Raw genomic sequence first — 12,430 nt, forward strand, 5'->3', positions numbered from 1 at the left:
ATCAGCGAGGAGACGACCCACATGAAATCCCGTGCAGCCATCGCCTGGGAAGCAGGCAAACCCCTCTCGGTCGAGGAAATCGACGTCGAGGGCCCGAAGAAAGGCGAAGCGCTCGTCCGCATCGTCGCCACCGGTGTGTGTCACACCGACGCCTTCACCCTCTCGGGCGCCGATCCGGAGGGTTTCTTTCCCCGCATCCTCGGGCACGAGGGCGGCGGCATCGTCGAGGAAGTCGGCGAGGGCGTGACCTCGATCAAGCCGGGCGACCACGTCATTCCGCTGTATACCGCCGAGTGCGGCGAGTGCAAGTTCTGCAAGTCCGGCAAGACCAACCTCTGCGGCGCGGTGCGCGAGACCCAGGGCCAGGGCCTGATGCCCGACGGCACCACCCGCTTCAAGAAGGACGGCAAGGACCTCTACCACTACATGGGGACGTCGACCTTCTCCGAATACACGGTCGTGCCCGAGGTCTCGCTGGCCAAGATCAGCCCGGATGCGCCGCTGGACAAGGTCTGTCTGCTGGGCTGCGGCGTGACCACGGGCATCGGCGCGGTGTTTAACACCGCCGAGGTCGAGGAAGGCTCGACGGTGGCCGTGTTCGGCCTCGGCGCCATCGGCCTGTCGGTGATCCAGGGCGCGCGCATGGCCAACTGCTCGCGCATCATCGCCGTTGACATCAATCCGTCCAAGTTCGAGTTCGCCAAGCAGCTCGGCGCCACGGAGTGCGTGAATCCGAAGGACTACGACGATCCGATCCAGCAGGTCATCGTCGAACTGACCGGCGGCGGCGTCGACTACTCCTTCGAGTGCGTCGGCAACGTCAACATCATGCGCAGCGCGCTCGAGTGCTGCCACAAGGGCTGGGGCGAGTCGACCATCATCGGCGTGGCCGGCGCGGGCGAGGAGATCTCGACCCGGCCGTTCCAGCTGGTCACCGGCCGCGTGTGGCGTGGTTCCGCCTTCGGCGGCGTCAAGGGCCGCACGCAGCTGCCGGACTATGTCGGCCGCTACATGGCCGGCGACATCAACATCGACGACTTCGTCACCCACGATCTGAAGTTCGAGCAGATCAACGAAGCGTTCGACCTGCTCCACGAAGGCAAGGCGATTCGTTCGGTCCTGCACTTCTGATCCAGCGCAGCCGAACCGGACATACGCCGCGGCGCCGTATCGGTGCCGCGGCGTTTTGCGCTCCACCATCCGAGAGATCCGATCATGGAAAAGATTGACGAGCACAAGGCGTTCGGCGGCTGGCAGCGCCGCTACACGCATGCCTCCAAGGTCTGCAACTGCGACATGACGTTCGCGCTTTACGTGCCGCCGCAGGCGGACACCCAGCGCGTGCCGGTCGTCTACTGGCTGTCCGGCCTGACCTGCACCGATGAGAACTTCGTCAACAAGGCCGGCGCCCAGCGCGTGGCCGCCGAGCTCGGCGTGGCCGTCGTGGCGCCGGACACCAGCCCCCGGGGCGACGACGTCGCCGACGAGGACGTCTTCGACATGGGCAAGGGCGCGGGCTTCTACGTCAACGCTACCCAGGCGCCGTGGGCTTCGCACTACCAGATGTACGACTACGTGGTCAGCGAACTGCCGGCGCTGCTGGCCGACGAGTTCAACACCACGCTCGACCTGTCCCGCGAGGCCATCTTCGGGCACTCCATGGGCGGCCACGGGGCGCTGGTCATCGGCCTGCGCAACATCGACCGGTTCGCGGCGATCTCGGCGTTCTCCCCGATCTGCGCGCCCACCGAGGTGCCGTGGGGCCACAAGGCCTTTCCGAAGTATCTCGGCGACGACCGCCAGGCATGGCTGGCCTACGACGCCACCCATCTGCTGTCGAACGCCGACAACGCCGAGGCGCTGCCGCCGATCCGGGTGGAGCAGGGTCTGGCGGACAACTTCCTCGACGAGCAGCTGCATCCGCATCGGCTCGAGGAGGCCGCGGAGCAGGTCGGCGCCGACGTCGAGGTGAACCGGCGCGAAGGCTACGATCACAGCTATTTCTTCATCGCCAGTTTCATGGAGGACCATCTCCGCTTTCTCGGCCGCCATCTCGGCGTCTAGGCGCGACGGTCACGGCGGCGCCGCACTGCTAGACTGAGCGCCCCACTCCGTTGTACCGACGACGATGAAGGCGAGCTCCATCGCACTGGCGCTGACCGTGTTCGCGACTGCCCTTCTGGCCGGCTGTGGCCAGAAGGGTCCGCTCTATCTGCCCGGCGAGGCGCCGGAATCCCAGACCGACGGCGCCTTCGGCCTAGACGCCGAAGACGAGTCGGAAGCCGCGACCGGGAACGCCGCCGGCCGCTCCGGCGACGCGTCGTCGAACGACGGCGTGTCAATGCCCGACGACGCCTCCTAGCCATGGATCATTTCGTCTACCGCGGCGGCGTGCTGCACGCCGAGGACGTGCCGCTGCCCGATATCGCGGCGCGCTTCGGCACGCCGTGCTATGTCTACAGCGCAGCCACGATCACGCGCCATTACCGGGTCTTCGAGGCGGCGCTGGCCGACGTCGACCACGAGATCTGCTTCGCGGTGAAGGCCAACGGCAATCTCGGCGTGCTCGGCCTGCTGGCGGATCTGGGCAGCGGCTTCGATATCGTCTCGGTGGGCGAGCTCGAACGCGTGATTACCGCCGGCGGCGATCCGGCGCGGGTGGTGTTTTCCGGCGTGGGCAAGCGCGTCGACGAGATCGAGCGCGCGCTCGAGATCGGCATCGCCTGCTTCAACGTCGAGTCGGAGGCCGAGCTGGTGCGCATCGACGCGGTCGCGCAGCGCCTGGGGGTGCGCGCGCCGATCTCGCTGCGCGTAAATCCGGACGTCGACGCGGGCACGCACCCCTACATCGCCACCGGGCTCAAGGAGAACAAGTTCGGGGTGGACATCGGCCGGGCGGAGACCCTGTATGCGCGGGCCGCCGACATGCCCGGGCTGGCCGTCCGCGGGGTCGACTGCCACATCGGCTCTCAGCTGACGCGGCTGGCGCCGTTTCGCGACGCCATCGATCGTGTGCTGGCGCTCATCGACCGGCTCGCCGCGCGCGGCATCACCGTCGACCACCTCGATGTCGGCGGCGGGCTCGGCATCCGCTATCGCGACGAGACCCCGCCCTCGCCGGCCGAGTACGCGGCCGCGCTGAGCGAGCGGGTGGCCGGACGCGATCTCAAGCTGGTCTGCGAGCCCGGACGGGTGCTGGTCGGCAATGCGGGCATCCTGCTCACGCGGGTCGAGCTGCTCAAGCCGGGCGCCGAGCCCGAGGATCGGCATTTCGCGATCGTGGACGCGGCCATGAATGACCTGCTGCGTCCCGCGCTCTACGACGGCTGGCACGCGATCGTGCCGGTCGCCGAAGCCGGCGCGGTCGCCCCGCGCCCCTGGGAGATCGTCGGCCCCATCTGCGAGACGGGCGATTTTCTCGGCCACGATCGCGAACTCGCGCTGGCCGAGGGCGATCTGCTGGCCGTGCGCAGTGCCGGCGCCTACGGCTTTGCCATGGCGTCCACCTATAACGCCCGCCCGCGACCGCCGGAAGTGCTGGTCGACGGCGCGGCGGCGCACGAGGTGCGCGCCCGCGAGACCGTGGCCGATCTGATGCGCGGCGAGCGGCGACTGCCGATCGCCTGAGACCGCTGCGGCCGCGCGAATGCTCTGCCGGGCGGGCCGACGCGTCAGGTGACGGCTAGCCGAAGAGCGCGCACGCGTATCGCGGAATCGCCGCGGCCGGCGGCGATGCCCGGTCCGAGCGAGGCCGCAGAGGTGCCGGTGCTGCTGGTCCTGACGACGGGAACAGCGGGCCTCCCCGGTGATTCGGGTGTCCGGCCGAGCGCCCGCGGCGAGTGGCAAGCATCGGACGACGACGACCGCATTGCGCTGTTCCGGCGTCCGGGCCGAGAACGACCGGCGACGACCGCGTTAAGCTGGTGCCTCCATGTTTCCCCGCCGGCCGGTTCGCCTGTCGGCGCATCGACCTTCGTGACTGCCATGCCCCAAGACACCGCGCCCGCCGGCGGGCCGCTGATTCTCATCGACGGCTCGTCGTGGCTGTATCGCGCCTATCACGTGCTGCCGCCGCTGACCAACGCCGACGGCGAGCCCACGGGCGCGATCTACGGCATGACCAACATGCTGCGCAAGTTCCTGCGCGAATACGAATCGGACCGCATCGTGGTGGTCTTCGATCCCCGCGGGCCCACGTTCCGCAACGAGCTGTTCGCCGACTACAAGGCCAACCGCCCGCCGGTGCCCGAGGAGCTCTCGGCGCAGTTCGCCGGCATCCGCGAGGTCGTGGTCGCCCTCGGTCTGCCCCTGTTGCAGATCGACGGCGTCGAGGCCGACGACGTCATCGGCACGCTCGCCGCACGCGATACCGGCGAGGTGCTGATCGTGACCGGCGACAAGGACATGGCCCAGCTCGTCGACGAGCGCGTGCACCTGCTCGACACGATGCAGGACAAGCGCACCGACGTCGCCCGCGTGCACGAGAAGTTCGGCGTGGGCCCGGCGCTGATCACCGACTATCTCGCCCTCGTCGGCGACAGTTCCGACAATATTCCCGGCGTGCCCAAGGTCGGGCCCAAGACCGCGGCCAAGTGGCTGGATCAGTACGGTTCGCTGGAAGGCGTGATCGCGCACGCGGACGCCATCGGCGGCAAGGTCGCCGACAATCTGCGCGCCGCCCTGGACGATCTGCCGCTGTACAAGGATCTGGCCACGATCCGCTGCGATCTGGAGCTCGGCGCGGCCGGGGAAGCGCTCACCCGCGGCGCGGCCGATCGCGAACGGCTCGCCGAGCTCTATCGCGGTTATGCGTTCCACAAGTTCCTCGAGGACATGGAGGCCGCGCCGGCGAGCCCGGCCGATACCTCCGAGGCGCCGGCCGAAACCCGTTATCACACCGTGCTCGACGCCGACGCGCTCGAGGCGATGATGGCCAGGCTGGAGGCCGCCGACCTGATCTGTGTGGACACCGAGACCGATTCGCTCTCGGCGATGGCCTCGAATCTCGTCGGCCTGTCCTTCGCCGTCGAGCCGGGCGAGGCCTGGTATGTGCCGGTGGCCCACGACTACATGGGCGCACCGGAACAGCTCGATCGCCAGACCGTCATCGACCGGGTGCGCGGCGTGCTGGAGGACCCTGCCGTTTCCAAGCTCGGCCAGCACATCAAGTACGACGTCAACGTCCTGCGCCGCCACGGCATCGACATGGCCGGGCTGGATCACGACACGATGCTGGAGTCCTATGTGCTCAACAGCACGGCCACGCGTCACGACATGGACTCGCTGGCCCAGCGCTACCTCCAGCGCGGCACCACCAAGTTCGAGGACGTCGCCGGCAAGGGCGCCAAGCAGATCACCTTCAACCAGGTGGCGCTGGACGTCGCCACGCCCTACGCCGCGGAGGACGCCGACATCACGCTGCAGCTGCACCATCGGCTGCACGGCGAGCTGGCGGGCATCCCTCGGCTGGCTGCGCTCTATGAAGAGATCGAGATGCCGCTCATGCCGGTTCTGGCGCGGATCGAGGCCAACGGCGTGCTCGTCGACCGCGATCTGCTGGGCCGGGTCAGCCGGGAAATGGCCGAGCGAATGCAGGCGGTCCAGACGGCCGCCTTCGAGGCCGCGGGCGGCGAGTTCAATCTGGGCTCGCCGGCCCAGCTCAAGGAGATCCTGTTCGACCGGCTCGAACTGCCGGTGATCCGCAAGACGCCCAAGGGCGCGCCGTCGACCGCCGAGGACGTGCTGCGCGAGCTCGCCGACCGGCACACGCTGCCGGCGATGATCGTCGACTGGCGCGAGCTGTCCAAGCTGCGCTCGACCTACGCCGACAAGCTGCCGACCCAGATCAATCCGGACACCGGGCGCATCCACACCTCCTATCACCAGGCGGTGGCCGCCACCGGCCGGCTGTCGTCGTCCGATCCCAACCTGCAGAACATCCCCATCCGCACCGAGGCCGGCCGGCGCATCCGCGAGGCGTTCATCGCGCCCCCGGGCCACAAGATCCTGGCCGTGGATTATTCCCAGATCGAGCTGCGGATCATGGCGCATCTGTCGGGCGATCCCGGCCTGCTGGCCGCCTTCAACGAGGAGCGCGACATCCACGCCGCGACCGCCGCCGAGGTCTTCGATACGTCGCCGGCCGAGGTGAGCGCCGACCAGCGGCGCGCCGCCAAGGCGATCAACTTCGGGCTGATGTACGGCATGTCGGCCTACGGTCTCGCCAAGCAGCTCGAGACCTCGCGCGAGAACGCGGGCGCCTACATCGAGCGCTTTTTCGAGCGCTTCGCCGGCGTGCGTCGTTACATGGACGCGACGCGCGAACGCGCGCGGGCCGACGGCTACGTCGAAACGCTCTACGGTCGCCGGCTGTACCTGCCGGAGATCAACTCACGCAACGGCGCGCGCCGTCAGGGGGCGGAGCGTGCGGCGATCAACGCGCCGCTGCAGGGCACGGCGGCGGATCTGATCAAGAAGGCGATGATCGACGTCGACGCGTGGTTGCGAAGCTCTGGTGAACCGGCGCGCATGATCATGCAGGTCCACGACGAGCTGGTCTTCGAGGTGCCGGACGCCGAGGCCGAACGGCTGGCCGACGAGATCGCGGCCCGCATGCGCGGCGTGGCCGCGCTGGATGTGCCGCTGCTGGCGGAGGCCGGTATCGCCGACAACTGGCAGAAAGCCCACTGAGTCGTCGAAATAGCAGCCAGGTGACTGTTCTCGCTGGAATAAAAAATTTCGAAAATTTTCGGAACTCGGTGCATCCGTGCCGGTCTGATATTTCGTAAGCGCGATGCTTGCCCGCTTTTCTCCCTGAGCGGTAACCCAATCCGGTTCTCCCCCAAGACCGGAGTGCTTGCCCCGACGGTATTCCCCCTGCCGTCGGGGTTTCTTTTTGCGCGTCGTCCCGGTCCGAAATTTTCACGGGCCCGCGGGAACTCGGCCGCAGCGGCCCTGTCTGAATCCATGCAGGCGCAATGCCTGCCCGCTTTTCTCCCTGAGCGGTAACCCCCAATCCGGTTCTTCCCCCGGAACCGGATCATTGGCCCCGACGGTTTCCCCCATCGTCGGGGCTTTTTTTTCGCGCCACGCGATGGCCTGGCGTGCCCGGTCCGACGCTCTGCCCGGCCGCAAAAAATTTGACGTCCGGCCGGAACTCTTCGCGACGGTCCCGGTCTCATGTCATGCAAGCGCAATGCTTGCCCGCTTTTCTCCCTGAGCGGTAACCCCGAATCCGGTCTCCCCAGACCGGATGGATCGCCCCGACGGTATTCCCCCTGCCGTCGGGGCTTTTTTATCCCTGAGCAATCAGCGATCTGGGCTAGTTATGACACAGAAAAACCGGCGCGTCGACTCGACGGCGCCGGTTTCCCGACCAATGGCCGTCAGCAGTCGATGAGCGCGCTCATTTCGGCGGAGAAACGCCGGTCGAATCAACGAGTTGGTCGCGCAGGCTCAGCAACATGAGCTCGTGGAACAGCGATTTGATCGCCTGGGAGCGGTGTTCGCGGGCGTCCCAGGCCATGCGCAGGGTGCCCGACTCGGCGTCGAGGATCTCGAGCCGCGGCGAGCCTTCACGATCAAGCCATGCCTTGATGTCGTACGCCATTGTGATCGCCCTCTGGTGGATGGCGATTCGAGAATACATAGGAATGATTCTCATTTACAAGTCGTCGACATCCGGCGGATAGGCCAGCGCCGCGATCGTCTCGCGCGCCTCGTCGATGCCGAAACGCTTGCTGGCCGAGAACAGCTGCGCGCTGGCGCCGTCGACCCTGCGCTCCACGCCGCGCAGTGCCTCGATCTGCTGACTCCGGGGCAGCTTGTCCGCCTTGGTCAGCACCAGATGAAAGGCCAGCCCATAGGCGCCGCCCCATTCGAGCAGCTGGCGATCGAAATCGGTCAGCGGCCGGCGCGCGTCCATGATCAGCACCACGCCGGCCAGCGGCTCGCGCTGACCGAGGTAGTGCTCGATGAGCGCCTGCCAGGCGGCCTTGGTCTTCGGCGGCACGCGGGCATAGCCGTAGCCGGGCAGATCGGCGAAGCACAGGGCTTCGCCCACGAAGAAGTTGATCGCCTGGGTGCGGCCCGGCGTCTTGCTCGTGCGCGCCAGGCCCGTGCGCCCGCAGATGGCGTTCAGTGCGCTCGACTTGCCGGCATTGGAGCGCCCGGCGAATGCGATCTCGGGGCCCGCAGGCGCCGGAAAAGCGCGGGGCGTGGGCGCGGAGCACACGAATCGCATGTGATTGAAGTCGTTGATGTGGAGCGCACTCATGAACACGGCATCCGGTTGTAGCGTGGTGGCGTGGGGCGTCGCGACCGGTCGGGACTGCGGCCGTGGCACCGGGTGGTATACAATAAATCCGTTTTCCACTGACGGTTGCAATCCGGTGGTCGCCGGCGCGCCGTCATTGTGCTGCCGATCCGTATCGGGGACGAATAGGACATGACCAAGCGCTTCTTTGTGTTGTTCGGGCTGATGATGTGTGCTGGCGCCGCCGGTGCCGAGCCGCTGGTTGACGGCGATGCCGAGGCCGGCCAGGAGAAATCCGCGTCCTGTGCAGCCTGCCACGGCCCGCAGGGCAACATGGAATCGGAGCAGTTTCCAAAGCTCGCGGGCCAGGGTGCGCCCTACATCTACGAGCAGCTCAAGCTCTTCAAGTCCGGAGAGCGACAGAACGCGGTGATGGCCGGCCAGGTTGCAGGTCTGAGCGAGCAGGACATGCGGGACATCGCGGCCTATTTCGCCGACCAGCAGACCCGCCCGGGGGCCGCGAACGAGAAGATCGCTCCGGCGGGCGCCAAGCTCTATCACGGCGGCGACATCGAAGAGGGCATCCCCGCCTGCGCCGGCTGCCATGGGCCGGCCGCGCTCGGCAATGCGGCCGCGAAGTATCCGCGGCTGTCGGGTCAGAATCCGCAGTATATCGCAGCCCAGCTCAAGGCCTACCGCGACGGCGAGCGCAGCGGCTATGCCAAGGCCGAGATCATGAACGCCGTTGCCGAGGAACTCGACGACGAGGACATTCAGGCGCTGGCGTCCTATGTGGCCGGCATCGCCCCCGCCCGGGAAGGGTTCACTAACGACATGGGCGCGTTGATGCAGCAGGTCGCCGGACCCGCCGCGGCCGGTGGTGGCTCGAGTTCGGGGGGCGGGTCATCCGAATCCGGCGAGGCCTCGAGCGATGACGGCGGGTCCGCCGCGTCGAACGACGGCGGGGCCGACAGCGCGGGCGAGTCGAAGACTTCCGATAGTGAAGGCAGCGACAGCAGTTCCGGTTCGGAACAGGCCGGTGCGAACGGCGACGACGGCGCCAATGCCAAATCCGCCGACGATAGCGGAAAGGCCGAGGGTGACGAGGCCTCCGCCGACTCGGGCAGCGGCGACGGTCAGGCCGACGACGCGAACGACGGCGAATCGCAGGACGGTGAATAGTCATGCGCGGTCTGGACCATCATCGTGTCGCGGCCTTCGTCGTCGGTCTGCTTATGTGCGCGCTTTCGACCAGTATCTTCGCGCAGGGCCTGGTCTCGCGTTATGTCGAGGGCGAGCACTATCAGGCGATCGAGGCGCCCGTGGCGACGCCGGACGACGACCGGATCCACGTGGTCGAGTTCTTTCTCTACAGCTGCCCGCACTGCTATCACCTCGAGCCCGAGGTCGAGGCCTGGCGTGAGCAGCTCGGCGATGATGTCGCCTTCTCGCGCGTGCCGGTGCTCTTCGGGGGGGGCGGTCAGAAGTACGCCCGGCTCTACTACGCCGCGCAGCGCCTCGGCGTGCTCGACGAGGTGCACGCGGACATCTTCCGCGCCATCCACGAACAGGGTCGACGCCTGTTGTCGCAGTCGGACATGCGCGCGTTCATGGTGGACCACGGCGTCGACGGTGCGCGTTTCGATGCGGCCTTCGACAGCGATGCCGTCCGCGAGAAGGTGGTGGCGGCCGGCGAGATGATGCGCGCGTTCAACGTCACCGCGACCCCGAGCCTGGGTGTCGCCGGGCAGTACTGGATCAGCGGCCGCAGCGCGGGTAGCAACGACGCGATGTTCGACGTGGCCGACTACCTCATCCGACGGCAGCGCGAGGAGTAGTATCCCGGGCGAGTCGACGGCTCTCGCTCAGTCGGCCTCGTTCTCCAGCACGATCCGCCAGCGGCCGTCGTCACTGCGCTGCCAGTACTGGGTCTTGCGGTCCTCGGAGCTATAGTTGTTGCTCCGATAGGCCTGGTCGAAGGTGACCTTCACCATCTCCTTCTCGCCGGGATAGCGGAAGATGCTGAGCTGGTCGATATCGACCGATATGTTCTCCTTCCGCGCGTTGACCTTCTTCTTGTAGGCCGCGAAGGCGGCCTTGTCGCGGCCTTCGTCGCTGACGAAATCGGCATCGTAGTAGGCCAGGTACGCCGAGGTATCGATCGCCTGCCAGCTGTGACGCCAGTCCTCGATCGCCGCGCGCACCTCGGTGCGGGTGGTGTCGGCCTCGGCGGGCGACACCCAGTCGACGCCCTGGGTCATGATCACCGGGGTGGAGCCCACGTCGACGCGCTCGCGCAGGCGTTCGAAGTCGTCGTTGGCGATCACCACGCAGCCCTCGCTGGCCTGCGGCGAGCGGGCATAGGTGGTGCGCGGCACGCCGTGAAGCCAGATCCCGTGGCCGGTGCGGCCACGGGCGCGATCCAGCGCGTTCGGGTAATTCACCGGCAGCGCGCCGATGCCGTAGAGCTTCGGCAGCTGGTGGTCGTTGAGATAGCGGGTGACATGATAGACCCCGACCGGGGTGCGCATGTCGCCCTCGGCCTCCTTGCCCGCGCCGCCGCTGCCGATCGTGGCGTAGAAGTCGGACACCAGTCTCGGCACGCCGTCGACGTTGGCGAACAGATAGACGCGGTTGTGCTCGAGGTCGGCGACGATGGCGTGCTCGTGCTCCGGTGCGAGCTGCACGATCGCGTTCGGCACCCGGCCGTCGGTCGCGGCGTTGCTGCGATGATTCCAGCGCGACTCGGCCTCGGCGAGCAAGGCGTCGCGCCGCTTGGCCACGTCCTCGCCGATCAGCGGATCGATACTGCGCCCGGCGCGCGCGACCATCAGTTCGCCGTAGACGAGCTGGGCTAAACGAAAGTTCGGCCGCTCGTCGATCAGATCGGACAGGTCGTCGATCGCGCGGTTGTAGTCGCCCCGGCGCGCGAGTTCGATCACCGTCATCAGCCGTGTCTCGGCCTCCGAGTGCAGCGGGGGCCGAGAGGTCGCCGGTGGTTCGCTGTCGGCCGTCGCGGACGGCGCCCCGAGGGTGCCGCCGAGCAGGCCCAGGGCGAGTGCGATCAGGCGTGGCGCGGCTGGTGTCATCGTCCCTCGTCCACCGTGGTCTCCCGCAGAATACGCCAGCCGCCGTCGGTGCGCGTCAACAGCAGGCGCTTGCGGGTCCGGTCACTGTAGCGCGGTGATTGATAGCGCTGGGTGAAACTCACCCGTACCCGGTCTTCGGCGATCCGTTCGATCTGCGGGGCGTCGATATGGATGTGGATATCGTCCGGCCGGGCGAGACGCGCCTTGCGTACCGACAGCCACTGCGCACGGCTGAGATCGTCGCCGGGATCGAAATCCTCGGCATAGAAATCCGTGTAGGCCGCGAAATCCTGGTTCGACCAGGCGATCGCCCAGGCGCGCACGCTCTGGAGAATGCTGCGATCGTCGTCCGCCGGCGCGGCCGGGTCCGGCTCGGACGTATCGCCGGTTACCGGCCGGCGGACGGGCGCCGGCGCCTCGGTCTGCCCCGGGGCGACCGACTCCTGCGCGTAGTAGAAGCGATCAAGCAGGGTCAGCGGGGTCTTGGAATCGACCGCGTCGGAATCCAGCGCGTTGCGGTAGGCCAGCTCCGCGAGCGCGGTGTAGACATCGCCGAGGTTGCGGTGTGCGGTCGCGTAGGCAGGCTGTGTGGCCAGCGCCTTCTCCAGCCAGTCGCGGGCGGTCTCGAGCTCGCCGCGCTCGGCGTGCAGGACCGCGAGGTTGTTCGCCGGCTCCGGCCGCAACGGATAGTCCGTCGCGAGATCCTCGTAGGCGTCGATCGCGGCCTGGATCTCGCCGCGACCGGCCAGCGCCCGGGCGTGCAGAAAGCGGGCGTCGCGATCGCCCGGGTGGGCTTCCAGATAATCCGCGGCCTGGCTTGCGGCTGCCTCGAAATGGCCGGCATCGATCTCCGAATGCAGATCGTCCAGCGTGACCGTCGCCGCGATCGCCAACGACGGCAGCACGATCAGTGCCCCGAGACGGCGGGCGCAGCGACGCGCGGCGGATCGTCGCGTCACGGGTGGTTCATCCTCTGTGCCCCTCAGTACGTCGCCGAAGTTGGATGTCGACGATCGCATCTCACAAATGACCGAAAATTATACAAAATCGGTGGCGGTACCCGGGTCGTCCGACAGCAATGCTGGTG

General features: G+C 67.6%; 10 protein-coding genes and 1 pseudogene. 7 read left to right on the forward strand and 4 right to left on the reverse strand.

Going from position 1 to position 12,430, the window contains the following annotated elements:
• The first annotated feature begins 21 nt into the window (after window positions 1-21).
• From SAOR_RS16450 to polA, 5 genes and pseudogenes are all read left to right on the forward strand, one after another.
• Window positions 22-1,131 carry an S-(hydroxymethyl)glutathione dehydrogenase/class III alcohol dehydrogenase gene (locus SAOR_RS16450; RefSeq protein ID WP_123632372.1) on the forward strand — a complete coding sequence of 370 codons (1,110 nt, stop codon included), beginning with the start codon at window positions 22-24 and terminating at the stop codon, window positions 1,129-1,131.
• 84 nt (window positions 1,132-1,215) lie between these two features.
• The gene (gene fghA / locus SAOR_RS16455) at window positions 1,216-2,064 is read left to right on the forward strand and encodes an S-formylglutathione hydrolase (RefSeq protein ID WP_123632373.1); all 849 of its coding nucleotides are present in this window, start codon (window positions 1,216-1,218) and stop codon (window positions 2,062-2,064) included.
• A gap of 64 nt (window positions 2,065-2,128) precedes the next feature.
• Window positions 2,129-2,239, forward strand: a pseudogene (lptM, locus tag SAOR_RS17420) (LPS translocon maturation chaperone LptM); the annotation flags it as partial.
• 125 nt (window positions 2,240-2,364) lie between these two features.
• Window positions 2,365-3,627 (forward strand): diaminopimelate decarboxylase, encoded by a 1,263-nt coding sequence (lysA, locus tag SAOR_RS16465; RefSeq protein WP_123632375.1) that lies wholly within the window; start codon window positions 2,365-2,367, stop codon window positions 3,625-3,627.
• Window positions 3,628-3,984: 357 nt separating this feature from the next.
• Complete coding sequence (gene polA / locus SAOR_RS16470; RefSeq protein WP_123632376.1) at window positions 3,985-6,690, forward strand: DNA polymerase I; 2,706 nt, start codon at window positions 3,985-3,987, stop codon at window positions 6,688-6,690.
• 715 nt (window positions 6,691-7,405) lie between these two features.
• Here polA and SAOR_RS16475 read toward each other — a convergent pair.
• Complete coding sequence (locus SAOR_RS16475) at window positions 7,406-7,609, reverse strand: hypothetical protein (protein ID WP_123632377.1); 204 nt, start codon at window positions 7,607-7,609, stop codon at window positions 7,406-7,408.
• Window positions 7,610-7,663: 54 nt separating this feature from the next.
• Window positions 7,664-8,275: a ribosome biogenesis GTP-binding protein YihA/YsxC gene (yihA, locus tag SAOR_RS16480; RefSeq protein ID WP_245965516.1), complete on the reverse strand. Its 612-nt coding sequence runs from the start codon at window positions 8,273-8,275 to the stop codon at window positions 7,664-7,666.
• A 171-nt stretch (window positions 8,276-8,446) separates the two neighbouring features.
• Here yihA and SAOR_RS16485 point away from each other — a divergent pair, with 171 nt between their 5' ends.
• Together SAOR_RS16485 and SAOR_RS16490 are read left to right on the forward strand one after the other, a co-directional pair.
• Window positions 8,447-9,436, forward strand: a complete 990-nt coding sequence (locus SAOR_RS16485; protein WP_123632378.1) for a c-type cytochrome — start codon at window positions 8,447-8,449, stop codon at window positions 9,434-9,436.
• Between the two features lie 2 nt (window positions 9,437-9,438).
• The gene (locus SAOR_RS16490) at window positions 9,439-10,092 is read left to right on the forward strand and encodes a thiol:disulfide interchange protein DsbA/DsbL (protein ID WP_123632379.1); all 654 of its coding nucleotides are present in this window, start codon (window positions 9,439-9,441) and stop codon (window positions 10,090-10,092) included.
• A gap of 27 nt (window positions 10,093-10,119) precedes the next feature.
• On the opposite strand, the gene SAOR_RS16495 is transcribed toward SAOR_RS16490, so the two are convergent.
• Together SAOR_RS16495 and SAOR_RS16500 are read right to left on the reverse strand one after the other, a co-directional pair.
• Window positions 10,120-11,343, reverse strand: coding sequence for a L,D-transpeptidase family protein (locus tag SAOR_RS16495; RefSeq protein ID WP_123632380.1), 1,224 nt, complete (start codon window positions 11,341-11,343; stop codon window positions 10,120-10,122).
• Window positions 11,340-12,302: a nuclear transport factor 2 family protein gene (locus tag SAOR_RS16500; protein WP_185015746.1), complete on the reverse strand. Its 963-nt coding sequence runs from the start codon at window positions 12,300-12,302 to the stop codon at window positions 11,340-11,342. The genes SAOR_RS16495 and SAOR_RS16500 overlap by 4 nt, the downstream gene beginning before the upstream one ends.
• Window positions 12,303-12,430 lie beyond the last annotated feature (128 nt).

Origin of the sequence: Salinisphaera orenii subsp. orenii MK-B5, from assembly GCF_003788635.1 — a bacterium.
GTDB lineage: Bacteria > Pseudomonadota > Gammaproteobacteria > Nevskiales > Salinisphaeraceae > Salinisphaera > Salinisphaera orenii.